The organism is Variovorax paradoxus NBRC 15149, assembly GCF_001591365.1.
GTDB lineage: Bacteria > Pseudomonadota > Gammaproteobacteria > Burkholderiales > Burkholderiaceae_C > Variovorax > Variovorax paradoxus.
In genome coordinates, this window is the sequence record NZ_BCUT01000002.1 from 1035787 (window position 1) to 1061102 (window position 25316).

The 25316-nt window shown below is 67.6% G+C and carries 25 protein-coding genes; 20 read left to right on the plus strand and 5 right to left on the minus strand.

Translation table 11 applies throughout. The features are described 5' to 3' along the window. The first annotated feature begins 21 nt into the window (after window positions 1–21). The 11 genes from VPA02S_RS19775 (at window position 22) to VPA02S_RS19825 (ending at window position 10647) form a co-directional block, all read left to right on the plus strand. Complete coding sequence (locus tag VPA02S_RS19775) at window positions 22–1353, plus strand: ABC transporter substrate-binding protein (protein WP_015866288.1); 1332 nt, start codon at window positions 22–24, stop codon at window positions 1351–1353. A 25-nt stretch (window positions 1354–1378) separates the two neighbouring features. Next, window positions 1379–2341, plus strand: a complete 963-nt coding sequence (locus VPA02S_RS19780) for a carbohydrate ABC transporter permease (RefSeq protein WP_015866289.1) — start codon at window positions 1379–1381, stop codon at window positions 2339–2341. A 4-nt stretch (window positions 2342–2345) separates the two neighbouring features. Beyond that, complete coding sequence (locus VPA02S_RS19785; protein ID WP_015866290.1) at window positions 2346–3236, plus strand: carbohydrate ABC transporter permease; 891 nt, start codon at window positions 2346–2348, stop codon at window positions 3234–3236. A 52-nt stretch (window positions 3237–3288) separates the two neighbouring features. Beyond that, the gene (locus VPA02S_RS19790) at window positions 3289–4407 is read left to right on the plus strand and encodes an ABC transporter ATP-binding protein (protein WP_062365270.1); all 1119 of its coding nucleotides are present in this window, start codon (window positions 3289–3291) and stop codon (window positions 4405–4407) included. Beyond that, window positions 4404–5441, plus strand: a complete 1038-nt coding sequence (locus VPA02S_RS19795) for a Gfo/Idh/MocA family protein (RefSeq protein WP_062365271.1) — start codon at window positions 4404–4406, stop codon at window positions 5439–5441. Before VPA02S_RS19790 ends, VPA02S_RS19795 begins: the two co-directional genes overlap by 4 nt. A 140-nt stretch (window positions 5442–5581) precedes the next feature. Beyond that, window positions 5582–6604 carry an alpha/beta fold hydrolase gene (locus VPA02S_RS19800; RefSeq protein WP_018906938.1) on the plus strand — a complete coding sequence of 341 codons (1023 nt, stop codon included), beginning with the start codon at window positions 5582–5584 and terminating at the stop codon, window positions 6602–6604. A 13-nt stretch (window positions 6605–6617) separates the two neighbouring features. Next, window positions 6618–8048, plus strand: coding sequence for an aldehyde dehydrogenase family protein (locus tag VPA02S_RS19805; RefSeq protein WP_062365272.1), 1431 nt, complete (start codon window positions 6618–6620; stop codon window positions 8046–8048). Window positions 8049–8247: 199 nt separating this feature from the next. Beyond that, on the plus strand, window positions 8248–9156 hold the full coding sequence (locus VPA02S_RS19810) for a beta-1,6-N-acetylglucosaminyltransferase (protein ID WP_062365273.1): 909 nt from the start codon (window positions 8248–8250) through the stop codon (window positions 9154–9156). A 202-nt stretch (window positions 9157–9358) separates the two neighbouring features. Continuing rightward, window positions 9359–9628: a hypothetical protein gene (locus tag VPA02S_RS19815; protein ID WP_062365274.1), complete on the plus strand. Its 270-nt coding sequence runs from the start codon at window positions 9359–9361 to the stop codon at window positions 9626–9628. A 57-nt stretch (window positions 9629–9685) separates the two neighbouring features. Beyond that, a complete protein-coding gene (locus VPA02S_RS19820; RefSeq protein ID WP_155736606.1) occupies window positions 9686–10300 on the plus strand; it encodes a hypothetical protein in 615 nt (204 codons plus the stop codon). A gap of 23 nt (window positions 10301–10323) precedes the next feature. Beyond that, a complete protein-coding gene (locus tag VPA02S_RS19825; RefSeq protein ID WP_310649287.1) occupies window positions 10324–10647 on the plus strand; it encodes a hypothetical protein in 324 nt (107 codons plus the stop codon). Between the two features lie 75 nt (window positions 10648–10722). Here VPA02S_RS19825 and VPA02S_RS31935 read toward each other — a convergent pair whose 3' ends face one another. The 5 genes from VPA02S_RS31935 to VPA02S_RS19845 form a co-directional block, all read right to left on the minus strand. After that, window positions 10723–11001, minus strand: a complete 279-nt coding sequence (locus VPA02S_RS31935) for a type 2 periplasmic-binding domain-containing protein (protein WP_162269823.1) — start codon at window positions 10999–11001, stop codon at window positions 10723–10725. Window positions 11002–11083: 82 nt separating this feature from the next. After that, window positions 11084–11377 carry a putative quinol monooxygenase gene (locus VPA02S_RS19830; protein ID WP_062365277.1) on the minus strand — a complete coding sequence of 98 codons (294 nt, stop codon included), beginning with the start codon at window positions 11375–11377 and terminating at the stop codon, window positions 11084–11086. A gap of 23 nt (window positions 11378–11400) precedes the next feature. Beyond that, window positions 11401–12369: a tripartite tricarboxylate transporter substrate binding protein gene (locus VPA02S_RS19835; protein WP_062365278.1), complete on the minus strand. Its 969-nt coding sequence runs from the start codon at window positions 12367–12369 to the stop codon at window positions 11401–11403. Window positions 12370–12441: 72 nt separating this feature from the next. Further along, a complete protein-coding gene (locus VPA02S_RS19840; RefSeq protein ID WP_062365279.1) occupies window positions 12442–13533 on the minus strand; it encodes an isocitrate/isopropylmalate dehydrogenase family protein in 1092 nt (363 codons plus the stop codon). A 57-nt stretch (window positions 13534–13590) separates the two neighbouring features. Then, window positions 13591–14292 carry a GntR family transcriptional regulator gene (locus tag VPA02S_RS19845; protein WP_015866303.1) on the minus strand — a complete coding sequence of 234 codons (702 nt, stop codon included), beginning with the start codon at window positions 14290–14292 and terminating at the stop codon, window positions 13591–13593. A gap of 154 nt (window positions 14293–14446) precedes the next feature. Between VPA02S_RS19845 and VPA02S_RS19850 the strand changes: the two genes are divergently transcribed. From VPA02S_RS19850 to VPA02S_RS19890, 9 genes are all read left to right on the plus strand, one after another. Beyond that, a complete protein-coding gene (locus VPA02S_RS19850) occupies window positions 14447–15181 on the plus strand; it encodes an NUDIX hydrolase (RefSeq protein WP_018906944.1) in 735 nt (244 codons plus the stop codon). Window positions 15182–15253: 72 nt separating this feature from the next. Further along, a complete protein-coding gene (locus tag VPA02S_RS19855) occupies window positions 15254–16117 on the plus strand; it encodes a cysteine hydrolase family protein (protein ID WP_062365280.1) in 864 nt (287 codons plus the stop codon). Window positions 16118–16142: 25 nt separating this feature from the next. Continuing rightward, on the plus strand, window positions 16143–17330 hold the full coding sequence (gene pncB / locus VPA02S_RS19860; protein ID WP_062365281.1) for a nicotinate phosphoribosyltransferase: 1188 nt from the start codon (window positions 16143–16145) through the stop codon (window positions 17328–17330). Between the two features lie 4 nt (window positions 17331–17334). Beyond that, window positions 17335–19035 carry an NAD+ synthase gene (locus VPA02S_RS19865; protein ID WP_062365282.1) on the plus strand — a complete coding sequence of 567 codons (1701 nt, stop codon included), beginning with the start codon at window positions 17335–17337 and terminating at the stop codon, window positions 19033–19035. 10 nt (window positions 19036–19045) lie between these two features. Then, a complete protein-coding gene (locus tag VPA02S_RS19870; protein ID WP_062365283.1) occupies window positions 19046–20122 on the plus strand; it encodes an NUDIX domain-containing protein in 1077 nt (358 codons plus the stop codon). After that, window positions 20119–21024, plus strand: a complete 906-nt coding sequence (locus tag VPA02S_RS19875; RefSeq protein ID WP_062365284.1) for an ADP-ribosylglycohydrolase family protein — start codon at window positions 20119–20121, stop codon at window positions 21022–21024. Before VPA02S_RS19870 ends, VPA02S_RS19875 begins: the two co-directional genes overlap by 4 nt. 222 nt (window positions 21025–21246) lie before the next feature. Next, complete coding sequence (locus VPA02S_RS19880) at window positions 21247–23076, plus strand: tannase/feruloyl esterase family alpha/beta hydrolase (RefSeq protein WP_062365285.1); 1830 nt, start codon at window positions 21247–21249, stop codon at window positions 23074–23076. Window positions 23077–23141: 65 nt separating this feature from the next. After that, entirely contained in the window at window positions 23142–23816 is a 675-nt protein-coding gene (locus tag VPA02S_RS19885; protein WP_015866311.1) for a response regulator, read from the plus strand. Next, window positions 23803–25194 carry a sensor histidine kinase gene (locus tag VPA02S_RS19890; protein ID WP_062365286.1) on the plus strand — a complete coding sequence of 464 codons (1392 nt, stop codon included), beginning with the start codon at window positions 23803–23805 and terminating at the stop codon, window positions 25192–25194. Before VPA02S_RS19885 ends, VPA02S_RS19890 begins: the two co-directional genes overlap by 14 nt. Window positions 25195–25316: the final 122 nt, after the last annotated feature.

The following is a 25316-nucleotide window of genomic DNA, read 5'->3' on the forward strand; positions in this document are numbered from 1 at the left end:
CATACAAAAAAGGAGACACACATGACGCATTTTTCTCTTCCCGCGGCCTGGCCAGGCCTTTGCAGCGCCCGACGAAGCGCGGCAGCGCTGGCCCTGGCCGGCACCGTGCTCGCATTGATCGGCGCGCCTGCCATGGCGCAGCAGCAGCAGACGCTCACGATGTGGAGCCACTGGCCCGACGAGGTTTCGAAGCGCAGCTTCATCGAAGAGCGGGTGAAGCAGTTCGAGGCGGCTACGCCGCAGTGCAAGGTCAATCTGCAGTTCGTTCAGAAGGCGGACCTCTACACGTCCGTGAAAACCTCCGTGCGCACCGGCCAGGCACCGGACATCTTCTGGCTGGAGCCCGACGAGATCGCATTCGCCAAGAGCGGCTACCTCGAGCCGCTCGACAAGTACATCGACCTGGCCAACCTCGAGGACTGGGCCAAGCGCGCATGGACCTGGAACGGCAAGGTCTACGCCATGCCGCAGGAGGCCTACTCGGTCGAGCTTTACTACAACCGCGACCTGATGAAGAAGATCGGCGTGACGCCGCCGGCCGGCATGCAGATGACGCAGGCCCAGTTCGCCGACATGGTCAAGCGCTCGGTCGCCGCCGGCATCACGCCGACAGCCACGGGCGTGGGCGACCGGCCCTACCCGGGTGCCTACTTCCTGCAGGAGATCCTGTTGCGCAAGCTGGGCACCGAAGACTACGAGAAGCTCCTGACCGGCAAGCTGCCGTTCCAGGACCCGCGCGTGATCGAGGCCATGACCTGGGTCAAGCAGCTGGTCGATGCCGGCATGTTCCCCAGGAGCATGGCCACGATGAAGCTGGGCGAGTCGCACTACTACTTCCACACCAACCCGGGCGCGCTGATGTTCCCGATCGCAAGCTGGTACACCGGGCGCGCCTTCGTGGCACCGGAGAAGGGCGGGCAGCCCAAGGACTTTGCGCTCGGCCTGATGAAGTACCCGGCGATGGACGGCAGCAAGTGCCCCGAATGCAAGACGCTGGCGGTCGGCGGCAGCTACGTGATGTATTCGCGGAGCAAGAACAAGGAATGCGCGGGCAAGATGCTCTCGTCGCTCGCCACCGTGGAGAACGGCAACAAGTGGATGGAGAGCGTGCTGCTGCAGACGGGCGTCAGGACCGACCCGTCCCGCATCACCAGCATCTATGCACCGTACTTCAAGGAACTGCAGGAGCGCGGGGCCGGCGCCAGGTACTTCATCGGGACGCCGCTGCACTACATGAGCGGCAAGTGCGGCGACACCTTCGCGCAGGTGCTCAACCGGGCCTTCCCCGGTGGCCTGGTGAGCGTGAACGACGCCGCCGCGCAGATGGATGCGGCATGCAAGGCCTCGGGCTGATCCGGCAGGCTCGGAGCGATTCGACATGACAGATCCTTCTTCCGGCGTCGCAGCGGCGATGCGCCGCACGCTCGCCTCCTGGCTTTCGGCGCCGGAGGCCGACTCCCGGCGCGCTTCGCTGCCCACCGTGATGCTGTTCCTCGCGCCGGCATTGCTCGTGTATGCGGCCTTGACGGCCTATCCGGTGCTGCGCACCTTCTACAACAGCTTCTTCAACGTGGCCGACCTGGCCTCGTCGGAGTTCGTCGGCTGGGCCCACTATGCCGAGGTCTTCAAGGACAGGACTTTCTGGGCGGCGGTGCGCAACACCGCCGCCTGGTCGGTCATCGGACCCATCCTCGACGTGGTGGTCGGGCTGCTGCTTGCGCTGTGCCTGTACGCCGGCGTGCCGTTCTCGCGCTTCCTGCGCGTGGCGTGGTTCACGCCCGTGCTGCTGTCCTATGTGGTGGTGGGGATCATGTGGGTCTGGATCTACAACTACGACTGGGGCGTCGTGAACGGCATGCTGCGCGCCATGGGGCTCGAGAGCTGGGCGCAGGCCTGGCTGGGCGACCCGCGGTTCGCGCTAGGCTCGCTGATCGTGACCCATGCCTGGAAGTGGGCAGGCTTCAACATGGTCGTTTGCCTGGCCGCGCTGCATTCGCTGCCGTCGGAGGTGCTCGAGGCCGCCGAGCTCGACAACTGCGGCTGGTGGCACAAGCTCACCGACATCATCGTGCCCATGCTCTGGCCGACCTTGCTCAACCTCTACATCCTTGCCTTCATCGGCAAGATGAAAGTCTTCGACCTGGTCTGGATCATGACCGAGGGCGGCCCGGTGTGGTCAACCGAAACGGTGTCGACCTATGTGTACAAGCGGGCCTTCAACTGGAACACCTTCGACCTCGGCTATCCCTCGGCGATTGCCGTGGTGTGGTTCTTCGTGGTGGTCGGCTTCGTCGTCTTCTTCAACCTGCTGTTCCGTCGCCGCGAGCGCATGGAGTACTGATTTCATGACCTCGGCTTCCACCACCCTGAAACCACCCGCCGCGGTGGATCATCGCGAACCGCTGACGGCCGCGCTTTCGCGCATGCTGCGCAACGGCGGGCTCATGGCCGCCGTGGTGCTGTACACGCTCTACTCCGCGCTGCCTTTTCTGTGGATCGGGACGATGTCGGTGCGCACGACCTCCGAGATCAGCGCCAACCACTTCGCATGGCCCGAAACCTTTCATTGGGAGAAGTTCCGCATCGCATGGGTGGATTCGAACTTTGCGCAGTACTTCTGGAACAGCTCGCTCATCGTCGTTTCCGCGGTAGCCATCGTCACGCTGCTGGGCGCGGCGGCGGCGCATTGCCTGGCGCGCTACAACTTCCGCGGCAACCGGCTGGTCTACTTCATCCTGTTCAGCTCGATCGTCTTCCCGCCGCAGATCATCCTGATCTCGCTGTTCCAGGTGCTGGTGGAGTACGAGCTCTACAACTCGCGGCTCGGCCTGATGATCGTGTACGTGAGCCTGCAGTTGCCGTTGACGGTGTACCTGCTCGAAGGCTTCTTCGCCCGCATTCCGCAGGACCTCTTCGACGCCGCCAAGATGGACGGGTATTCCGACTTCGAGATCTTCTGGCGCATCGTGCTGCCGGTGGGAATGCCGGCCATCGCGACCACCATCATCCTGAACTTCATCCAGCTCTGGAACGAGTTCCTGTTCGCGGTGGTGCTGCTGAGCGACCAAGGCTCGCGCACGCTCCCCATCGGCATCCGTGCGTACATGGGGGACTACTTCCAGGACATCGGGATGATCGCCACCGGCATGATGATCGCGGTCATTCCGGTGGTGGTGCTGTACGCCTTCTTCTCCGAGAAGCTCATTCAGGGCATGACGGCCGGCGCCGTCAAGTGAGCGCCGGGCCTTTCTTCTTCTCTTCCCAATTCCAACGACCGGGGCACAAACCGTGGCAGCAGTCCATCTCGAAAACATCTTCAAGCGCTACAAGGGCACGGCGCAGCCCGCCGTCGACGACGTGTCGCTGTCCGTGCAGGACGGCGAATTCATGGTCCTGCTCGGCCCCTCGGGCTGCGGGAAGTCGACCACGCTGCGCATGATCGCGGGGCTGGAGGCGATCAGCGAAGGCTCGCTGGCCATCGACACGCGCAAGGTCAACGAGGTGCCCGCCAAGGACCGCGACATTGCCATGGTGTTCCAGTCCTATGCGCTCTATCCGCACATGACGGTGGCCGACAACCTGTCGTTCGGACTTCGAAGGCGCAAGGTGGATAGCCAGCAGATTGCCGCACGCGTGAAGTCGGCCGCCGGCATCCTGGGCCTGAACGAGCTGCTGGCGCGTAAGCCCGCGGCGCTGTCGGGTGGGCAGCGGCAGCGCGTGGCGCTCGGCCGCGCGATCGTGCGCGAGCCCAAGGTCTTCCTGTTCGACGAGCCGCTGTCGAACCTCGACGCGGCGCTGCGGGTGAACACACGCAACGAGCTGGTGCGGCTGCACCGCCGGCTGGGCGCGACCATGATCTATGTGACGCATGACCAGGTCGAGGCCATGACCATGGGCCAGCGGATCTGCGTCATGAACAAGGGCAAGGTGGCCCAGGTCGGCAAGCCGCTGGACGTCTACCGCGCGCCGGCCGATGCCTTCGTCGCCCGTTTTCTCGGCAACCCGCCGATGAACATCCTGAAGGCGCGCATCGTGCAGGGCCCGTCCTCTGCTGTCGCGGCACTGGGCGGGAGCGAACTTCCACTGGCCCGCTGGGCCCGCGCCGCGCTGCCTCCGGCGAGTGAACTGCTGGTTGGCGTGCGGCCCGAGGAACTGCAATTGCACGAGGCCCGCGAGGGCGTCGGCACGCTGCGGGGCGTGGTCTCGGCCATCGAGCCGCTGGGTGCGGAGACGCTCCTCATGGTCTCGCTGGAGGGCGATGCCGGCGATGTCATGGCCCGCCTGCACCGCGATGTGAAAAGCAGCATCGGCGATCGCGTGGGCCTGACCATTCCGGACGAGGCGCTTTATCTGTTCGATGCCTTCACGGAGAAGGCGATCCCCGCCGCCGACGTGGGCGCGCCATGACGAAGCCCTTGCGCGTGGGCCTGGTCGGCGCAGGTTGGGTCAGCTCGCACCATCTTGCGGGTTGGCGGGCGCTCGAAAGGCAGGCCGTGGTCGTGGCCATCGCCGACCCGAACATCGCCAACGCCGAGGCGCGTGCACGCGAGTTCGGCATCGCCCGGGTCTTTGCGAGCGCGCAGGAGATGCTTGACGCGATGCCTCTTGATGCGGTCGACGTGGCGGCGCCGCGCGAATTCCATGCGGCCATCGTGCGCGCCGCGGCAGAGCGTGGCCTGGCCGTGCTGTGCCAGAAGCCCCTGGCTCCCACGCTCGCCGAAGCCCGTGCACTGGCCGACGAAGTGGCGCCCAGGTGCCGGCTCATGGTCCACGAGAACTGGCGCTTCCGTCGCTGTTACCGCGACCTCGCGGGATGGCTCGCGGAGGGCCGCATCGGAGACGTGGTCCAGGCGAGCATGACCTTGATGACCTCCGGCCTGCTGCCCGACGAGGCCGGCAGGCTGCCTGCGCTCGAGCGCCAGCCCTTCATCGCGGGTCTGGAGCGCGCACTGGTGATGGAGATACTGATCCACCACATCGACACGTTGCGCTTTCTGCTGGGCGAACTGACGCTGGTGCATGCGCGGCTCGGGCGCGCGAGCCCGGTGATGCGCGGCGAGGACCGGGCCTTCCTGTCCTTCGAGACCACGTTGCAGGCCCCGGTGGCGCTGCTGGCCAACCTGTCGGTGCACGGCCGCGCGCCGGCCCAGGCCGACCGGCTGACCCTGGTCGGCACCAAGGGGACCATCGAGCTCGAGGACGACACGCTGCGCTGCCTGGGTGCACAGCCTGCTGAGCTGCGCTACGACCTGCCCGCGTGCTATCTCGCCTCCTACGCGGCAACGATCGCGCATTTTGTCGACAGCGTACGCAATGGCCGCGCCTTCGAGACCGAGCCGGCCGACAACCTGCGCACGCTGGCGCTGGTCGAGGCGGTGTATCGGCAAGGGGAAACTGCGAGCGAAGCCTTCCTGGAACGGACGCCGCGGATCGGGGCCTGAATCGGCACCCGGCCGCGCGCCCGCAATTGAAATTTATTGTTGGCGCACCCGGCCCAGATACAGAGGGATACGCAAGCCGGTCGCAGGGCTGCCGGTGCGCCGAACAATGGCTCCATCACTTCGCAACCATGGAGCCCCCGATGACCGCTTTTCCCCTGCTGCCCCGCCGTTCCTTCCTTGCCAAGGCGGCGCTCGGCATGGCCGCCGCCCAGCTGGCCCCGATCGTTCCCGCCTTCGCCCAGTCCGCGGGTACGCCGAGCCTCCGGCGCCTCGAGCCGCTCAAGAGCATCGACGCGGGCTCGCTCAACATCGGCTACTACGAGGCCGGCCCGGCCGACGGCGCCCCCGTGATTCTTCTTCACGGCTGGCCCTACGACATCCACATGTTCGTCGACGTCGCCCCGCAGCTTGCGGCCGCGGGCTTTCGCGTGATCGTGCCGTACCTGCGCGGCTACGGCAGCACCCGCTTCCTGTCGGCCCGCACGCCGCGCAACGGGCAGCAGTCGGTGGTCGCCGTGGACATCATCGCGCTGATGGACGCGCTGAAGATCAAGGCCGCCACCGTGGCCGGCTGCGACTGGGGCGCGCGCACGGCCTGCATCATGGCCGCGCTGTGGCCGGAGCGCGTGAAGGCGCTGGTGTCGGTCAGCGGCTATCTCATCGGCAGCCAGCAGGCCGGCAAGGCCCCGCTGCCGCCCGCGGCCGAGCTGCAGTGGTGGTACCAGTACTACTTTGCGACCGAGCGCGGCCGCCTGGGCTACGAGAAGAACCGCCACGACTTCGCCAAGCTCATCTGGCAGCTGGCCTCGCCGAAGTGGAACTTCGATGCGGCCACCTTCGAGCGCAGCGCCGTGGCCTTCGAGAACCCCGACCACGTGGCCATTACGGTCCACAACTACCGCTGGCGCCTGGGCCTGGCCGACGGCGAGGCCAAGTACCAGGCGCTCGAGGACCGGCTGGCCAAGGCGCCGGTGATCGGCGTGCCGACCATCACGCTCGAAGGCGACGCCAACGGCGCACCGCATCCGGAGCCCGGCACCTACGCGAAGAAGTTCTCGGGAACCTACGAGCACCGGCTGGTCAGCGGCGGCATCGGCCACAACCTGCCGCAGGAAGCGCCCGAGGCCTTTGCCAAGGCGGTGCTCGACGTGGCGCGCGGCTGAGGCGGCGGACCCCATGTGGAACATCGACCAGGCCTACATCGATGGCGCCTTCGTGCCCGTGCAGGGCAGCGAGCGGCTGGAGATCTGCAACCCCGCGACCGAGCGGGCCATCGGCACGGTGACGTTGGCGAACCGCGAGGATGCGAAGCGCGCCATTGCCGCGGCGAACCGCGCCCAGCCGGCGCTCGCGCGAAGCACCAGGGCGCAGCGCATCGACATGCTCCGGCGCCTCGAGGCCGCGGTGCTGGCACGCACCGACCGGATCCGCGAAGCCACCATCGAGGAGTACGGCGGCCCGCTGGCCCGCTCGCAGTGGGTCAGCAACTACGCCTCGCAATGCTTCGCCACCACGGCGCAGGCGCTGCGGGACTACGCCTTCGAGCGCCGCCTGGGCGAGGCCACCGTGGTGATGGAACCGGTCGGCGTCGCCGGCCTCATTGCGCCCTGGAACGCCGCCGCCGGAAGCATCTGCAGCAAGCTGGCTTCGGCCATTGCCGCGGGCTGCGCCTCGGTCGTCAAGCCGAGCGAGCTGGGCCCGCTGCAGGCGCAGGCCGTGACCGAGGCGCTGCACGACGCGGGCCTGCCGCCTGGCGTCTTCAATGTGCTGCTCGGGCGCGGCAGCGATGTGGGCGACGAGATCGCCACCAGTGCGGGCATCGCGAAGATCTCGTTCACCGGCTCCACGCAGACCGGAAAGCTCATTGCGCGCGCGGGCGTCGACACCATGAAGCGCGTGAGCCTCGCGCTCTCGGGCAAGTCGGCCACCCTGGTGCTGGACGACGCCGACCTGGCCGCCACGCTGCCCCTGGCACTGAACGCCGCCTTCATGAACAACGGCCAGGCCTGCGTGGCGGGCACGCGCCTGCTGATCCCGCGCGTGCACATGAAAGCCGCCATTGAACAGGTGCGAGCGGCGGCGGCCGCCCTGCGCGTGGGCGATCCGCGCGATCCTGCCACCGCGGTCGGACCGCTCGCGAGCCAGGCGCAGTTCGATCGCGTGCAGCACTTCATCCGCCGCGGCCTGGCGCAGGGCGCCACCCTCGTGGCCGGCGGCGAGGGCCGGCCGGACGGTTTCGAGCGGGGCTGGTTCGTGCGGCCTACCGTGTTCGCAGAGGTGCGCAACGACATGGACATTGCGCGCGAGGAGATCTTCGGGCCGGTGCTCTCGATGATCGGCTATGGCGATGAGGACGAAGCCATCGGCATCGCGAACGACTCGCCGTACGGCTTGCAGGCCTACGTCTTCTCGTCCGACGCGCAGCGTGCCCTGCGCGTGGCCTCGCGGCTGCGGGCCGGCACCGTGCTGGTCAATCGCATCGCGCCCGAGCTGGCCGCGCCCTTTGGCGGCGTCAAGCAGTCGGGCGTCGGCAGGGAGTTCGGTGTCTTCGGCATGGAGGCTTTCCTGGAGCCAAAGACCATTGCCGCCGCGGACGGCATTGCGTGAAAAGGTGGGTGCCGGTGGCGGGCCGCGTGCTGGCTGTTGCCGATGCCGACATGGCCAGGCCGCCACCTGGGTACCCATCCGATGCGCTCGACCGGGCGCTTGTCGTACGATAGCTGCTGGCCGCTGCGGCTTTGAGAGAACTCTCCAGGGCCATTCGCCAGGTCAGGCAGCAGCCGATCAGACGTACTGCCATCGTGACATGAGCCCGGTATTCCTTTTGCTTGTTCATGCGGATCCACAGCAGGCAAAGCGCTTGCTGCGGCGGCTGGTTTCGGTCGGCCGCTGCATTGTCCATGTCGATGCCAAGGCCGAGCTTTCCGCGTTCCGGATCGACGATCCGCGCGTAAGTTACGTGAAGGACCGTGTCGATGTGCGCTGGGGCGCCATCTCCCAGGTCGATGCCACCCTGAAGCTCATGCGCACCGCGCTCGCGGAATGCGAGGTGTCGCAGGTGAGCCATTTCATGCTGCTTTCGGGCAACTGCTATCCCTTGCGCCCGCTGGAAGAATTCCGCACCTTCTCGCAGCTGCATGTCGACACGAACTTCATCAAGATGATTCCGCTGGCAAGCACGCGCAAACTGCATGAGCGAGTCCGCCACTTCTGGTTCTACCAGGACCTTCCCGTGGATGGACGGAAATTCACCCTGGTGCGGCTGTCGCGCGGCCTTCTGCAATTCGTCGGCAAGCTCGGGCGCCGGTCGTTCCCGCTCTTTGCGCAGTGGCACTTCGGTTCCCAATGGTGGGCGCTGACCCCTGAAGCCGTGAGCTACCTCGTGTCGTATCCGCATGAAACGTCCGTGAAGCGATTCCTTCGGTTCTCCAAGGCGCCCGACGAAATCTACTTTCATACGCTGCTTGCAAACTCCCCGCTGCAGCACACCGTGGAGCCCGTCAGCGGAAGCGGCGTCTGGGACGCGGCGAACCTGCACCTGATCGATCCCTCGCTGTCGCGGTGGTTCCACACGTCGGACTACGAGGAGATCGTCGCGTCGGGCATGTGGTTCGTGCGCAAGGTTGGCAGCGGCGTCTCCAGCGATCTGTGCGACAGGCTGGACCGCAACGGCAATCACAACCTGGTTGCGGAAGCGGGCGAGGAGGCGGCCTAGCCGTGGGCGCCGGCTTCGGCCCGGCGATCCTCGTCGGTCCCGAAGGCAGAATACGAGCCGGGAGCGGTCGTCCGGCCGCAGGAGGGCAGCGCATGAAGATCGAACCACGCGGCGCTCGCCGTCGCCGCCTGCGGTTTCTGCGCCACTCGGTTTGGCGACAGCTTCTGGGCCAATCTGCGGTGGCTGCAGTAGAGCACTTGCCATGAGATGGTTGGAACTGCTGCGCAGCGTTCTGCGCGTGCTGTGGTGGGCCGTGGCAGCGGCCCTGCCGGTTGTGCAATACCGTTTCCACGAAAGCTACCGCCGCGCAATCGGGTGCCCCGCCACACCGGATTGCTACGTGCCAGGCGCCGAGCTCCTGATCGACATGCTGCTTCTCGCCGCGGCTTCGGCTGTGGTGCTCTGGCCGCTCTGCGCGTGGTACGCCATCGTCAAGCCATGGCTGGCCCGCCGGGCATCGCTCAAACAGTGACAGGAACTGCATCGGATGTTCTTTTCTCGCAAACCGGCGCCGCCTTCCTCGAGGCTCATGCAACTCCACGAATACATCGACCTGCTCCACGGAGGCACCGAGGATCACGCCGGAAGCGATGCGGTCAAGCAAGGCGCCATGGCGCTTGCGCACAGCCTTCGCGGCCCCCTGCAATTGAAGGCATGGACGGCTCCGCCATTGGCGCAGGTCTTTGCCCGCCGCTCGCAGGCGCAGGATGCATTGCTGGTCCATGTGCCCCTCGACATCCGCGATTGCTTCCTGATCGCCATCTTCAGGAACGGTGCGCCCACCGCACAGGAACATCTTCTTTTCGACATCGGTGCGGAATACCAGGAGCCCATGCTGGAGTGCCCCGAGCTCGGTGTGGCCGAGCCGGCGAACGAAGCCAACATCCGCCACTGGATTCCATTGCTGCAGGACAGCCCGTCGGCGTTCGCAATCGTTGAGCGGCGCGGCGGAACCTACATGCAGGTGTTCGCCGACGCCGAGGGCTTTCATCTGGAGCATCAGCTGGTCACTCCCGGGGCGCACTACCGCGCGGCCGAGCCGGTCAGCGCCGAGGAAGCCGTCGGCATCCTGGTGTCCTATGCGTGCGAAAAATACGAGTGGGCCTACAAGCCCTGGGAGTGGCTCGAGCTGCAGGGCATGTGATCCGTCTTGCTGCGGCGGGGTAGATGGACTCTGCAGAAATGAATCCACCTGGACGAGACCTGCTTGCAAACAGCATAAACTTCTCCCATGAGCACCATGACGTATCCCTGCCGGAAGCCATGAAGTCGTTCGTGGACGAGCAAATGTTCGAATGCGGCCACGGCACAAGCAGTGAGGATGTGCACGAGATCATCCGAAAGGACCAGCAGCGGCTCCAGCTGCGTAGTCTGCTGCTCCAAGGAGGCCTCTCGGCGCCCGTCGCAGTGGTAGACGCGGCCCATTTCGATGGCTTGCGCGAGAGAGTGTGCGATGTGGGCAAAAAGGTGGGCAAGGCCGGCGGCAGGTGACGGCGAAAGCAATCATCCCGACGACTCACTTGCGATTTCCGCACGCGCCTGAGCGTCACAGCCGGTGCTCCCGCGCTAACGCTCCAGAAAGAGATCGGCAATCACCGACCTCAGCCACCTGTTGGAAGGGTCCTGCTGATACCGCTCGTGCCAGTGCTGCTTGACGGCGAACCCCGGCAGCGTGAAGGGCGGCTTGAACACCTCCACTTTAGCGATCCGCAGCAAGGTTTCGGCCACGCGCTCAACGACTCGCCTGAGTTCATCAAGCGCTTCGAGGTCGACGTCCAGGCGGCGGTGGGGCCTTGCGGGTTCAGCATCCGTCGCTGGCTTGACGCACGCCCCGTTCCATCTCAAGGCGGGATGCGACGGGGCCTTGGCAAGGATGAAATAAAGGCAGGCTTCGCGAGCAGTTCCGCGATCGCTCCATGCCCGAGGGTTACGCACCCACCAGCACGCGGGTTCGCACCGACTTGCGCACGACCCAGTCGCGCGTCATCGCGTCGAACGCAAGGAAGTGCGGCGCAGCCAGGTGGGCCTCGATGGCCGCTGGATCGTCGTACAGCTCGTAGAGGAAGAAGGCGCCAGGGTCGGCCGGGTCGCGGCATACATCGAAGCGGCTGCAACCCGGCTCGTCGCCGAGCGAACGCTGCGCATTGTGTGCGATGGCTTCGGCAAAGGCTTCGGCTCGCTCGGGGTGGATCTGGAAGTCGACGAGCAGTGCGTGGGTCATGATTTTCAATCTTTCCGTCGGCGTCAGTCGAGGCTCAACTTGGCCTTGCTGGCGAGCGCCGCGAATTTCGCGATCTCCGCCTGTATCTGAGCGGCCATCTGCTCGGGCGTGTTGCCGATCGGCTCCGCGCCCATCTCCAGCCATTGCTTCTTCATCTCGGGCATCGCGAGGATTCGGGTGGAATCGGCGTGGATCTTGTCGACCACGGCCTTGGGCGTGCCGGCCGGCGCCATCAGACCGAACCAGGTCGCGATGTCGAAACCGGTGAGACCCGCTTCCGACAGCGTCGGCACCTCGGGCAGTGCCGACGAGCGTCTGGCCGTGGCCACCGCCAGCGGGCGCAGCTTGCCGCCCTTGATGAGCGGCAAGCAGGAGGCCACCGTGTCGAACATCATCGTCGTCTGTCCGCCCATGAGGTCGACCAGCGCCGGGCTGCTGCCCTTGTAGGCGACGTGCAGGATGTCGGTGCCGGCCATGTCGTTGAACTGCTCGCCGATGAGGTGGTGCGCGGTGCCGGCACCGGTGCTGCCGTAGCTGAGCTTGCCGGGGTTCGCCTTGGCTTGCGCGATAAGCTCGGCCACGTTCTTCGCAGGGTTGGCGGCCGATACGATCAGCACGTTGGGCACGATGGCCAGCACGGTGATCGGCGCCAGGTCCTTGCCGAAATCGTAGGGCAGCTTCTTGTAGACCGACTGCGCGATCGAGTGGTGCACCGCACCCATCAGCAGCGTGTAGCCGTCGGCCGGCGACTTGGCCACATAGTCGGCGCCCAACGTGAGGCCGGCGCCGGGCCGGTTCTCCACCACTACCGGCTGGCCCCACGCCTGCGACAGCTTCTGGCCGATGGCGCGGGCGATCTGGTCGGTGCTGCCGCCGGGCGGCGAGGGCACGACGATCTTGACCGGCTTGGCGGGCCACGCCTGGGCATGGACGGCGAGCGGTGCGGCGAGGGCCGCGGTCGCGAGCAGGGCGGCGTTCAGGAAGCGCTTCATGGTTTTGTCTCCGCGTTGTTTGGAAAACGGGACGGCGGGCGTGGCCGCCGGCAGCACTGCCGCGTCGCGCAGCTAGGCCGCGCGCAGGGCGTTGGTGGCCGCGCGCGTGATGTCGGCCGTGCTGTGCATGCCGCCGAACTCCATCGGCCGCACCTGGCCGGTGGCGAACACCTGCTCGACCGCGCGTTCGATCAGCGCCGCGCCGTCGGCCAGTGCGGTGTCACCGCTGCGCTCAGCCAGCCACTCGAGCATCATGGCGGCCGACAGCAGCATCGCGGTCGGGTTCGCCTTGCCCTGGCCCGCAATGTCGGGCGCGGTGCCGTGCGCCGGCTGGAACAGTGCGTGCCTGTCGCCGATGTCGCCCGAGGGCGCCATGCCCATGCCGCCGACCAGCGCGGCAATGAGGTCCGACAGGATGTCGCCGAACATGTTCTCGGTGACCAGCACGTCGTAGGTCCACGGCTTCATCACCAGGTTGAGTGCCATCGCATCGACATAGCCGCTGTCGGCCGCCACCGCCGGATGGCGCGCCGCGACTTCCTCGAACACCTTGCGGAAGAAGGCCATCGAGGCGAAGACGTTGGCCTTGTCCACGTTGGTCACGCGGCCTGCGCGGCCCAGCCGCTCGGCCCGGCGTGCGGCCAGGCGGAAGGCGAATTCGCAGATGCGTGTCGTGCCGTGGCGCGTGATACGCATGGTGTCGAACACTTCCTGGTCACCGCGTACGTCGCCGCGGCCGCGGGCATAGAACAGGCCTTCGGTGCTCTCGCGCACCAGCACCAGGTCGATGTGCTCGGCCTTAGGGTTCGACAACGGCGTGGGCAGGCCGCGGAAGGTGCGGATCGGCCGCACGCCGGCATAGAGGTCGAAGTGCATGCGCAGGTCGAGCTGCGGAATGATCTCGGTGCCGTCGGCGCCGCGCACGTGCGGCAGGCCCATCGCACCGAACAGGATGGCGTCCGCGCTCTCACAGCGGCGCAGCGTGGTCTCGGGCAGCGCGACGCCGCTGTCGAGATAGTGCTGTGCGCCGGCCGGCAGCCATTCGAGTGCCAGCGCACGGCCGACGCGCGGCTGCACGGCTTCCAGTACGGCCTGCGCCGCGTGCATGACTTCGGTGCCGATGCCGTCTCCCGGCAGGACGGCGATGCGGTAGTTCTTTTCCATGGGAGAGAGGGGCTTGTGTGGCGTGAGAAGGGAAGAAGAAAAAAACATCCAGCCGGGCTACATCTGCTGCAGGCGGTAGCGCTCGAACAGCGCCAGCAGCTCGCGGCTCGCGCGCTGGCGGTGGGCTCGGTTCACTGCCGATGCGCCGGCCGAATCGCCGGCGCGCAGGCACTCCACCAGCGCTGTGTGTTCCTGCGTTGAATTCACCGGCTTGGGCCGCAGCCGCAGCGTGAACATGCGGGCGCGGTGCGCGCGGTCCCAGTGACTGAAGACGGCCTCGGTCAGCAGGCGGTTGCCGGCCATGGTGACCAGCTGCGCATGGAAGCTCTCGTCGGCGCGTGCCCAGGCGTCGAGATCGTCCTTGGCCAATGCGTGTTCCATCGCCTGCGTCGCGCGCACCAGCGGCGCCAGCTCGGAGTCCGACGGGCGGCGTGTTGCCACGATCTCGACGGCCAGGCTTTCGAGCGCGGTGAGGATCTCGTAGATCTCGCGCATGTCAGTGGCCGACATCGGCAGCACGCGCATACCGTGGCGCGGGATCACCTGCACCAGGCCTTCGCGCTCGAGCCGGATCAGCGCTTCGCGCACCGGTGTGCGGCTCAGGCCGAGCTCCAGCGCGATCTCCTGCTCCAGCGCCTGATGGCCGGGCGGCCATATGTTGTCGAGGATGCGCCGGCGCAGGCTTTCATAGGCCGCGTCCGTGCGCGAGAGCGCAGGCGAGGCAGCCGGGGGTGGGGTCGTGGTGCGCGGGGTGGGCATGGACGAGTCCGGGTCGGATGGTCAAATAACGTATGAATTAATGTATACGTTAATCGGAATGCCGTTGCCTGGGAAAACCCGGACGCGCACGCGCTCGCTATATTCCTCCCTCCAGAGTTGTTCTGTACAACCCAAATCAAGAGGAGCTCGCGCCTTGAAGCCATCCCCCAAGAAGCAGGCCGGCCTGAACTTTCCCAGGCCGCTGGTCACCGTCGACGTGGTCATCTTCACCGTGCTGGAAGATGCGCTGAAGGTCATGCTGGTACGTCGCCCGAGCAACCCTGACGATCCCTTTCCGGGGCGCTGGGCGCTTCCCGGCGGGTTCATCGACGTCGACAGGGACGCCAGCCTGCTCGACTGCGCACTGCGCAAGCTGCGCGAGAAGACCGGGGTTGCCGCACCGTATCTCGAGCAGCTGGGCAGTTGGGGCGGCGCGCATCGCGATCCGCGCGGCTGGTCGGCCACGCACGCCTTCTTCGCGCTGATGCCGGCCCGGGACCTGGTGCCCGACCAAGGCGTGAATGCCGCGCAGGTCGAATGGATGGACGCCGCTGCCGCGGGTCGCAAGCGCCTGGCGTTCGATCATGCGGAGATCCTGGCCAGCGCCATCGCCCGGCTGCGCAGCAAGGTGGAATACACCTCGCTGCCGGCCTTCCTGCTGAACGAGCCCTTCACGCTGCCGCAGCTGCAGCACACCTACGAGGTCGTGCTCGGCCGAGCCGTCGACAAGAGCGCCTTCCGCAAGCGGATGCTCGATGGCGGCTTCATGGAAGAGGCGGGGATGGTGGAGGGCGCCTCCGGCCGGCCGGCCATGGGCTACCGGCTGCGCGACCGGTCCCAGGCGGCGCTGTTTCCCCGCACCTTCAGCCCGCGCGACGCCGAGGCTTGACTTTCTCCGTCATGGTTGTACAGTGCAACCAAAGAGAGTTGTACAGTACAACTAACACAAGAGGACCCCGCCATGAAGCAGAACATCCATCTCCTCGTGATCGATCCGCAGAACGACTTCTGCGACCTGCCGGCCGACTGGCTCGGCATCGACGCCGCCACGGGCGCGCCGCTGCAGCCGGCCCTGCCGGTGGCCGGTGCCCACGCCGACATGTTGAGGCTGGCCGGCCTGATCCGCGAAGGGGGAGGCGGCATCGCCGGCATCACGGTCACGCTGGACTCGCACCACAGGTTCGACATCGCGCATCCCACGTTCTGGCAGGCGCGCGGCGGCGGCGCGGTGGCGCCCTTCACCGCGATCACCGCGGCGCAGGTTCGCGGCGGCGACTACCGGCCCCGCGACGCCGCGGCCCTGCCGCGCGCGCTGGCCTACCTTGACGAACTCGAGCGCAGGGGCCGCTACACGCTGATGGTGTGGCCGGTGCACTGCGAGATCGGCAGCTGGGGCCACAACGTGCATGCCGCCGTCAAGGCCGCCTACAACGCCTGGGAAGACGCACAGGCCGGCCTGGTGGAGAAGGTCGCCAAGGGCAGCAATCCCTGGACCGAGCACTACAGCGCCATCCAGGCCGAAGTGCCGGATGCGGAGGATCCCGGCACCGCGCTCAACATGCGGCTGGTCGCGTCGCTCGACCGCGCCGACCTGATCGTGATTGCGGGCGAAGCCAGCAGCCATTGCGTGAAGGCCACCACCGAGCACATCGCCGCCCACCTGCCGTCGGGCAGGCCCGCCAAGCTGGTGCTCGTCACCGACTGCATGAGCCCGGTGACCGGCTTCGAGGCGCAGCACCAGGCCTTCCTCGACGACATGGCCGCGCGCGGCGCGCAGCTGCGCAGCAGCGCCGAAGTGCGCGCACTGCTGGCGGCCAACGCCTGACGCCAACCCGCCCAAGGAGCACACCATGCAACCGATCATCCAGAGCCTGCTCGACACCGACCTGTACAAGTTCACGATGTGGCAGGCCATGCTGCACAGCCACCCGCAGACGCAGGCGGAGTACAGCTTCGTGTGCCGCAACCAGCCGGCCTATCCGCTGGCCGAGCTGCTGGCGGACGTCAACGCGCAACTCGACCACCTGTGCACGCTGCGCTTTGCGCCCGGCGAACTCGCCTACCTGCGCGGCCTGCGCTACATCAAGAGCGACTTCGTCGACTTCCTGCGCATCTTCAGCTTCCAGCGCGAATTCATCACCGCCGCGGCCGAAGGCGATGCGCTGCGCGTCCGTGCGGTCGGCCCGCAGGTGCACACGATGGCGTTCGAGATCTTCGTGCTCGCGATCGTCAACGAGCTGTACTTCCGCCGCTTCGATGCCGAGGCGGCGCTGGCCGAGGGCCGCCGGCGCCTGCACGCCAAGATCGAACTGCTGCGCGGTTTTGCGGAAGAGCCGGCGGCGCGGCATCCATTCGAGTTCTTCGACTTCGGCGTGCGGCGCCGCTTCTCCCGCGACTGGCAGCGCGAAATGGTCGGCACGCTCAAGCGCGAGGTGCCGATGTATTTCAAGGGCACCTCCAACGTGCTGCTGGCCAAGGAGCTGGAGCTGGTGCCCATCGGCACCATGGCGCACGAGTACCTGCAGACCTACCAGGCGCTCGGCGTGCGGCTGCGCGACTTCCAGAACGCCGCGCTCGAAGGCTGGGTGCAGGAGTACCGCGGCGACCTGGGCGTGGCGCTGACCGACGTGGTCGGCATGGATGCCTTCCTGGCTGATTTCGACCTGTATTTCGCCAAGCTGTTCGACGGCCTTCGCCACGACTCGGGCGATCCGGTCGCCTGGGGCGAGAAGGCGCTGGCGCACTACGCCAGGCTGCGCATCGATGCGCATACCAAGCGGCTGGTGTTCTCCGACGGGCTCGACCTGCCAACGGCGATCCGGCTGTACCGCACCTTCGCCGACCGCACGCAGACCGGCTTCGGCATCGGCACCCACCTGAGCAACGACGTCGGCCTCACGCCGCTGAACATCGTGATGAAGCTCACGGCCTGCAACGGCCAGCCGGTGGCCAAGCTGTCGGACAGCCCGGGCAAGACGCTGTGCGAAGACCAGACCTTCCTGGCCTACCTGCGCCAGGTCTTCCAGATCGAGGGGTGAGGCCATGCTCCGCATCACTGTCGCCCAGCTCAACCCCATGATCGGCGACCTGGCCGGCAACGCCGCGCGGATGATCGAGGCCGCGCGCCGGGCCGCGGCCGACGAGGCCGACCTGGTGGTCTTCTCCGAGCTGTCGCTCACCGCCTACTACCCGGCCGACCTCCTGGAGGAAGAGGGCTTCATGGACCGCGTGGAGGAGGCGTTCGGGCAGCTGCTCTCGGCCTCGCGCGAGATGCCGGCGCTGCACTGGGCGGTCGGCCTGCCGGCGCGGCGCGAGGGCGCGGGCAAGAAGCTTCGCAACGTGCTGCGCGTCATTTGCGCGGGCGAAGTGCGGCTCGAATATGCCAAGCAGCTGCTGCCGACCTACAACGTCTTCGACGAGCGCCGGCACTTCGAGCCGGGCCCCGACGTGGCACGCGTGCTGCGCATCCGCGACGCGCGCGTGGGATTCCTGATCTGCGAGGACGGCTGGAACGACGAGGGCGAGGACTACCTCGTCAATCCCTTCGACCGCATGCGCGATGCCGCGCCCGACCTCGTGGTGTCGATCAACGCGAGTCCCTCGAACATCGGCAAGCGCGAGCAGCGGCACCGCATCTTCGGCGCGGCCAGCCGCCGCAACGGGCTGCCGATCCTCTACGTCAACCAGGTGGGCGGGCACGACCAGCTGGTGTATGACGGGGCCTCGTTCGCCGTCGAGCCGCAGGCCGGCGTGGTGTACGAGGCGCACCGCTTCGCGGAGGACCTGCGCACCCTGCGCTTCGAGGACGGCCGCTTTCTCACGCCGGCCGGCGAAGCACCGCCGCCTGTGCCGCCGCAAGGCCTGCCGACGCTGGAGTTCTACCGCCAGCAGATCGTGCTGGGCCTGCGCGACTATGCGCGGCGCTGCGGCTTCCGGCAGGCGGTGGTCGGCTCGTCCGGCGGCATTGATTCGGCGCTGACGCTCGCGCTGGCGGTCGAGGCGCTGGGCGCGCAGAACGTCGTCGCCATCACCATGCCGTCGCGCTTTTCCTCGGCGGGCTCGGTGGACGATTCCGAAAGGCTGTGCCGCAACCTCGGCGTGCCGCTCAAGGCGCATGCCATCGCGGGCGTCGTTTCGCAGTTCGAGCAAGGCTTCGAGACGGCCTTCGGCCAAGGGCTGCAAGGCGTGGCGCTGGAAAATCTGCAGGCGCGCGTGCGCGGCACGGTCCTCATGGGCTACTCCAACAGCTTCGGCCACCTGCTGCTGACCACGGGCAACAAGTCCGAGATCTCGGTCGGCTACTGCACGCTGTATGGCGACACCAACGGTGGCCTGGGCCTGATCGGCGACCTCTACAAGACCGAGGTCTTCGCGTTGTCGCGACACTTGAACGCACAGGCCGGACGCGAGCTCATCCCGCAGGCCATCCTCGACAAGGAACCCTCTGCCGAGCTGGCGCCGGGGCAGAAGGACGCCGACAGCCTGCCGCCGTATGACGTGCTCGACGAAGTCCTCAAGCTGCTGATCGAAGGCGAGCGGCTCGGGGCGGAGGAGTACGCGCAGGCGCGCAGCTTCGTCGACCGGCTGCGCGCCACGCCCGGGGGCGAGGCGCTGGTCGAGCGCATCCGCGGCATGGTCGCGCGCAACGAGTACAAGCGGCGGCAGTCGCCGCCCATCGTTCGGGTCAGGCCCCGGGCATTCGGCTCGGGCCGCCAGATGCCGATTGCGGCCCGCTGGAACTGAGGATGACAAGATGACAAGCACGAACAAGGCGCCCGATGTCGCCGTCTACATCGGACGCTTCCAGATCTTCCACAACGCCCAGCTGGCGCTGCTGCACCGCGCGCTCGCCGCCGCGCCCGAGTGCGTGGTGGTGCTCGGCTCGGCCTTCCAGGCGCGCACGCCGCGCAATCCCTTCACCTGGCAAGAGCGCGCCGAGATGATCCGCGTCGCGCTGCCGGAAGCGGAGCGCCAGCGGCTGAAGTTCCTGCCGGTGCGCGACCACTACGACTCCGCGCGATGGGTCGCGGCGGTGAAGCAGGGCCTGGCCCGGCTGCATCCCGGCCAGCCGTCGGTCGTGCTGGTCGGGCACCTGAAGGATGCGACCAGCAGCTACCTGCGCGACTTTCCCGGCTGGGCGCTCGACGACGCCGGGCGCCGCGGCGACATCCATGCGAGCGCGCTGCGCGACGCCTATTTCGGGGCGGCCCACGATGGTTCGCTGGAGCCGGCCTTGGCAGCCCTCGCCGGCCAGGCGCCGGAGAGCACGCTGCAGTTCCTGCGCGCCTGGGCCCGCCTGCCGCCTTATGCGGTGCTGGCGCAGGAATGGGAGAGCCTGCGCCGCGAGAAGGCGCTGTGGGCCGGCTCGCCGTACCCGCCGGTCTTCGTCACGGTCGATGCGGTCGTCCAGTGCGGGCGCCAGGTGCTGCTGATCCGGCGCGGCCGCTCGCCTGGCAAGGGTTTGTTCGCGGTGCCGGGCGGTTTTCTCGAGCCGCGCGAGACCGTGTGGCAGTCGGCCTTGCGCGAGCTGGAAGAGGAAACCGGCCTGCGCCTTCTGGACAGCGACATCGAAGCCGCCTTCAAGGCGGTGCAGGTGTTCGACCACCCCGACCGCAGCCAGCGCGGCCGCGTCATCACCCACGCGCACTGGTTCGACCTGGGCCCGCGCCGCCCGCCCGAACTGACCGCCGGCGACGACGCCGCGGACGCCCGGTGGGTGCCCATCGACCAGCTGGCCGGCATGGAGGACCAGTTCCATGACGACCACTTCCACATCCTCGATTTCTTCTTCGGGTTGACCGCGGACAACGCGCAGGGCGGTACCGCATGAAAGACCAGGAGCGATACCGCGGCTGCCTCCTCGGGCTCGCCTGCGGCGATGCGGTGGGCACGACCGTCGAGTTCATGCCGCGCGGAACTTTCGAGCCCGTCACCGGCATGGCTGGCGGCGGCCCATTCAGGCTGGAGCCGGGCGAATGGACCGACGACACCTCGATGGCGCTGTGCCTGGCAACGAGCCTGGTCTGGCGGCGCGGCTTCGATGCCGTCGACCAGATGAACCGCTACTGCAACTGGCGCAGCGTCGGCTACCTGAGCAGCAACGGCGAGTGCTTCGACATCGGCATCACGGTGGCCACGGCGCTGGACCGCTACCTCGTGACCCGCGATCCGTTCGCTGGCGACCCCGACCCCAGGACGGCCGGCAACGGCGCGCTGATGCGGCTCGCACCGGTCCCGATGTACTTTCGCGCCAGCGCGGACCACACCTTCCGGTTTGCCGGCGAAAGCACGCGAACCACGCATGGCGCGTGCGAAGCCATCGATTGCTCGCAGCTCTTTGCGCTGCAACTGCGGGCAGCGTTGATGGGCGCAAGCAAGGAGCACATTCTTGCAACCGCAGTCCCCGAACCCCTGTCCGACAAGGTCGCAGCCATCGCGTCGGGTGGCTACGTCGGCAAGCCGCGCGAGGCCATCAAGGGATCGGGATACTGTGTCGATTCGCTCGAGGCGGCCCTTTGGTGCTTCTTCGGCACCGGGTCGTTCGAGGATGCCGTGCTGGCCGCGGCCAACCTGGGAGACGATGCCGACACCACGGCCGCGATCTGCGGGCAGCTGGCCGGTGCGCACTACGGCGCGTCTTCCATTCCGCCAGCCTGGCTCGAGCGATTGGCCCTGCGCGGCGACATCGAAGGCCTCGCCGATCAACTGCTGGAAGGCGCCGGGCCGTCCTGAGCCGGCCCCGCAGGGCCACTGTCTGCATCCACATGCACTGAAGTGCGCCCCATCGCTCGACATTTGGCGGCCCCGGCCGAGCGTGAATCTCCGCTTTTCACTTCGTGTGGTTTCCCCCAGCGTGGAAATCGCTTTGAAGATGCAACATCGTGCAGCCCTGGCGCGCCGGGGCTCGGGCGGATGAATCTTCATCTGCAGTTTATTTCCAGTCTGGAGACCACGATGGCCGTCAAAAGATCAGGCGCTTCCAAAGCCGCCACTTTCTGCTGCATTGCAGCACTCGTCACGGCCTGCGGAGGCAGCGGTGGCCCTCGCGGCTTTCCCATCGTGGGCGTTCCGCCGGACACCGGCGCACCGCCAGCGCAGAAGCTGGCCTGCGACGACAGCATGAAGACCCGCTTCGCGCCCGATGCGTCGACCACGGTGCTGCTGGTCAAGGCCTTCAAGAAAGGGGAGGCGCTGCTGCTGACGGGCGCCGCATCGCCGAGCACGCCCATCGCGCAGAACGACCTGTGCTTCGTCAAGCTCAATGTCGGCCCGGGCAACCCGGGCGTGGCCGGCGCGCCCTCCACCTCGCCAGGCATCGGCATCGAGATCTGGCTGCCCACGGCGGCCAACTGGAACAGGCGCATCCATGTGAAGGGCGGCGGCGGCTGGGCCGGCGGCACCCATGGAATCCTCACCGGCATCACGCCGGTCTCCGGCAGCGCCGGTTCGGCCAGCGACACCGCGGGCGTGGAGGGTGCCGTTTCCGCCACCACAGACACCGGCCATGCCATCAGCAACGGCTCCTTCGCGATGAACCCCGACGGCACCGTCAACACGATTTTGTGGAAGGACTTCTCGGAGCGCGGCATCCACGAGATGGCCGTCAAGACCAAGGCGCTGGCCAAGGCCTACTACGGCGAAGACGCGAAGTACGCCTACTGGAACGGCTTCTCGACAGGAGGGCGGCAGGGGCTCAAGGAGGCCCAGGCCAACCCCGCCGACTTCGACGGCATCCTGGCCGGCGCGCCCGCCAACAACTGGACCCGGTTCATCACGACCGAGCTCTATCCGCAGATCGTGGTCCAGCGCGACCTGGGCGGCGTGGCGATCACGGCGGACCAGCACACCACGGTCTCGAATGCCGCGATCAACGCCTGCGACATGGTCGGCGGCGTTCACCTGGGCTATGTGCCGGACCCTGCCGCCTGCCGCTACGACCCGACCATCGACGCGGCCGTGATCTGCACCGCCGATGGCGGCAGCAACGCCACCGCAGGCTGCGTGAGCCCGGCCCAGGCGCTCGCGTTCAACAAGTTCTGGTACGGCCAGACGGCCGACGGCTCGGTGCCCAGCCCCGCGGCCGACAACGGCTTCGCGGCCGCCACTGCGCCTGCGCAGAAGTGGTACGGACTGGCGCGCGGCGCCAGCCTCATGGGCCTGGCCGGCGCCACGCCATTCCCCATCTCCAGCGACATGGTCGCGCTCGAACTGCAGGATCCGACGATCGCGACGCCCAGCTTCCTCAACGCCACCGGCAATGGCGCCGACCGCTGGAAATCGCTCACGTACGCGCAGCTCGCCAACGCCTGGGACCGCGGCGTGGCGCTGCAAGGCGCGTTCGCCAACATCAACACCGACAGCGCCGACCTGAGCGCGTTCCGCGACCGCAAGGGCAAGCTGATCTCCTATCACGGCCTGGCCGACACCTTGATCCCGCCGCAAGGCACGATCAACTACTACAGCCGCGTCGCCGCGCAGATGGGCGGCGTGGCGGCCACGCAGGGCTTCTACCGGCTCTACCTCGTTCCCGGCATGGGCCACGGCTTCAGCAACGGCACGTCGAATGCCAATGCGAATCCTCCGCTGCCGACCAACGCGCAGCTCTACGAACTGCTGACCGCCTGGGTGGAAAAGGGCATCGAGCCGCCGGCGCGCGTGGAAGTGGCGACGGTGGCCAGCGCCAGCTTTCCGGCCGTGAAGTCGCGCCCGCTGTGCCTCTATCCGCTCAAGGCGAACCACACCTCGGGCGACCCCAACCTGGCCGCGAGCTACAGCTGCTCCTGAGTTGCCCCGTCTCCCCGGGCATTGCGGTTAGCATATTCGGCTGCATACGGCCGGGGCGAGAATCAATGCGGATACTGCTGGTGGAAGACGACAAGGTGCTGGCCGACGCGCTCTCGCGCGCGCTGGTGCAGTCCGCCCACGCGGTGGACATCGTCTCCACCGGCGAAGAGGCCGACCATGCGCTCGCGCTCGGCATCTACGACCTGGCGATCCTCGACATCGGCCTGCCCAAGCTCAGCGGGCTGGACGTGCTGCGGCGGCTGCGCGCCCGCAAGTCCACCATGCCGGTGCTGATGCTGACCGCCTTCGACACCCTGCAGGACCGCGTGCGCGGGCTCGACCTGGGCGCCGACGACTACCTGGCCAAGCCCTTCGACCTGCCGGAGCTGGAAGCACGCGTGCGCGCGCTGCTGCGCCGAAGCACCAATTCCACGCCGTACCTCGAGCACGGCCTGCTGCGCTTCGACACGGTGGGCCGGCGCGTGTTCTACGACAAGAAGCCGCTGGACCTGTCGCCGCGCGAGCTCGCCGTGCTGGAGCTGCTGATGATGCGCGAGGGTCGCGTAGTGGGCAAGGAGCAGATGGTCAACCATCTCTACGGATGGGGCGACGAGGTCGGCGACAACGCGATCGAGGTCAACGTCTACCGGCTGCGCAAGAAGCTCGAGCCGCTCGGATGCGAGATCCGCACCGTGCGCGGCATGGGCTACCTGATGGACCGCGGCGATGCGCAAACCTGAGCCCAGGCTGCAGCGCAAGCTGCTGGCCTGGCTGCTCGGTCCGCTGGCCGTGCTGCTGGTGCTGGACACCGGCGCCGCCTACTGGAACTCGCTGCGTTTTTCCAACCTCGCCTACGACCGCGCGCTGTACGAGATCGGGCGCGAGATCGTGCTGCACGTGAAGCTCGACGGCCTGCAGCCGCGGCTCGACCTGTCCGAGGCCGCGGGCAACATCCTGCTGCTCGACCAGGACGACCTGCTCTTCTACCGCGTGGCCAGCGAGGACGGCAAGGCGCTGGGCGGCGATGAAGAAATGCCGCCGCCGCGCCCCGGCGACCCCGCCAGGCCGCGCTTCTACCGCGACACGGTGCGCGGCGAGCCGGTGCGGATGCTGGTGGCCTCGATGCCCATCGGCGGCAACCCCGAGGCGCCGATGGTGCAGGTGCAGGTGGCCGAAACGCTGCACAAGCGCACCCATCTTGCGTGGGAGATGCTGGCCAACGTGGTGGTGCCGCAGCTGCTGCTGATCGTGATGGCCACGGCGGTGGTCTGGTTCGGCATCTCGCGCGGGCTCGAGCCGCTGCAGCGGCTGCGCCGCGCGGTGTCGGACCGCTCGCACCTGGACCTGAGCCCGATCGACATCCACGACGTGCCGGGCGAGGTGCGGCCGCTGGTGGACGAGGTCAACGAGCTGATGGCGCGGCTCGGCCGCACCTTCGATTTCCAGAACCGCTTCGTGGCCGACGCCGCGCACCAGCTGAAGACGCCCGTGAGCGGCCTGAAGGCGCAGATCGAACTGGCGCTGCGCGAGAGCGACCCCGAGCGCGTGCGCCATTCGCTTGCGCAGCTCTACATCAGCGCCGACCGGCTCTCGCGGCTGGTGCGCCAGCTGCTTTCGCTCGCGCGCAACGAGCCCGGCGCGCTCGACGCCATGCAGCTGCAGCCGCTGGACCTGAACGCCTACGCGCTGGAGGTCAGCATGGACTGGGTGCCGCAGGCGCTCAAGCGCGACATCGACCTGGGTTTCGAAGGCGCCGAGCATCCGCTGGTGATCAACGCCGACCGCGACCGGCTGCGCGAGCTCATCAACAACCTGATCGACAACGCGGTGCGCTACAGCCAGGCGGGCGGCCGCGTGACCGTGCAGGTGGGCCAGAGCGACAGCGACCAGTGCCGCCTGGCCATCAGCGATGACGGTCCCAGCGTGCCGGTGGAGGAGCGCGCGCGCATCTTCGAGCGCTTCCACCGCCTGCTCGGCACGCAGGAGGACGGCAGCGGCCTGGGCCTGGCGATCGTCAGCGAGATCGCCACGCTGCACGGCGCGCGCATCACGCTGGAAGAAGACATCGACGGCGTGGGCAACACCTTCAGCGTCTTCTTCCCGCTGCGCCAAGCCTGAACAGTGCCGCCCAGGCCGGCCCTGTAAGCTGGCTGACAGCTGGGGGACATGTGGCTGACAGCCAGCCGGCAGAAAGGTGACAGCGCCGGCCCGTAGCCTCGAACACGTCGGAACCGCCGTGG

Excerpts from the sequence above, each read along its gene's own strand:
- VPA02S_RS19875 (WP_062365284.1), top strand. The coding sequence starts at position 20,119 with ATGAAAGACCAGGAGCGATACCGCGGCTGCCTCCTCGGGCTCGCCTGC.
- VPA02S_RS19800 (WP_018906938.1), top strand. The coding sequence starts at position 5,582 with ATGACCGCTTTTCCCCTGCTGCCCCGCCGTTCCTTCCTTGCCAAGGCG.
- VPA02S_RS19815 (WP_062365274.1), top strand. The coding sequence starts at position 9,359 with ATGAGATGGTTGGAACTGCTGCGCAGCGTTCTGCGCGTGCTGTGGTGG.
- VPA02S_RS19880 (WP_062365285.1), top strand. The coding sequence starts at position 21,247 with ATGGCCGTCAAAAGATCAGGCGCTTCCAAAGCCGCCACTTTCTGCTGC.
- VPA02S_RS19855 (WP_062365280.1), top strand. The coding sequence starts at position 15,254 with ATGAAGCAGAACATCCATCTCCTCGTGATCGATCCGCAGAACGACTTC.
- VPA02S_RS19840 (WP_062365279.1), bottom strand. The coding sequence starts at position 13,533 with ATGGAAAAGAACTACCGCATCGCCGTCCTGCCGGGAGACGGCATCGGC.
- VPA02S_RS19785 (WP_015866290.1), top strand. The coding sequence starts at position 2,346 with ATGACCTCGGCTTCCACCACCCTGAAACCACCCGCCGCGGTGGATCAT.
- VPA02S_RS19870 (WP_062365283.1), top strand. The coding sequence starts at position 19,046 with ATGACAAGCACGAACAAGGCGCCCGATGTCGCCGTCTACATCGGACGC.
- VPA02S_RS19845 (WP_015866303.1), bottom strand. The coding sequence starts at position 14,292 with ATGCCCACCCCGCGCACCACGACCCCACCCCCGGCTGCCTCGCCTGCG.
- VPA02S_RS19795 (WP_062365271.1), top strand. The coding sequence starts at position 4,404 with ATGACGAAGCCCTTGCGCGTGGGCCTGGTCGGCGCAGGTTGGGTCAGC.
- VPA02S_RS19780 (WP_015866289.1), top strand. The coding sequence starts at position 1,379 with ATGACAGATCCTTCTTCCGGCGTCGCAGCGGCGATGCGCCGCACGCTC.
- VPA02S_RS19775 (WP_015866288.1), top strand. The coding sequence starts at position 22 with ATGACGCATTTTTCTCTTCCCGCGGCCTGGCCAGGCCTTTGCAGCGCC.
- VPA02S_RS19830 (WP_062365277.1), bottom strand. The coding sequence starts at position 11,377 with ATGACCCACGCACTGCTCGTCGACTTCCAGATCCACCCCGAGCGAGCC.
- VPA02S_RS19890 (WP_062365286.1), top strand. The coding sequence starts at position 23,803 with ATGCGCAAACCTGAGCCCAGGCTGCAGCGCAAGCTGCTGGCCTGGCTG.
- VPA02S_RS19885 (WP_015866311.1), top strand. The coding sequence starts at position 23,142 with ATGCGGATACTGCTGGTGGAAGACGACAAGGTGCTGGCCGACGCGCTC.
- VPA02S_RS19835 (WP_062365278.1), bottom strand. The coding sequence starts at position 12,369 with ATGAAGCGCTTCCTGAACGCCGCCCTGCTCGCGACCGCGGCCCTCGCC.
- VPA02S_RS19825 (WP_310649287.1), top strand. The coding sequence starts at position 10,324 with ATGGACTCTGCAGAAATGAATCCACCTGGACGAGACCTGCTTGCAAAC.
- pncB (WP_062365281.1), top strand. The coding sequence starts at position 16,143 with ATGCAACCGATCATCCAGAGCCTGCTCGACACCGACCTGTACAAGTTC.
- VPA02S_RS19820 (WP_155736606.1), top strand. The coding sequence starts at position 9,686 with ATGCAACTCCACGAATACATCGACCTGCTCCACGGAGGCACCGAGGAT.
- VPA02S_RS19805 (WP_062365272.1), top strand. The coding sequence starts at position 6,618 with ATGTGGAACATCGACCAGGCCTACATCGATGGCGCCTTCGTGCCCGTG.
- VPA02S_RS19865 (WP_062365282.1), top strand. The coding sequence starts at position 17,335 with ATGCTCCGCATCACTGTCGCCCAGCTCAACCCCATGATCGGCGACCTG.
- VPA02S_RS19810 (WP_062365273.1), top strand. The coding sequence starts at position 8,248 with ATGAGCCCGGTATTCCTTTTGCTTGTTCATGCGGATCCACAGCAGGCA.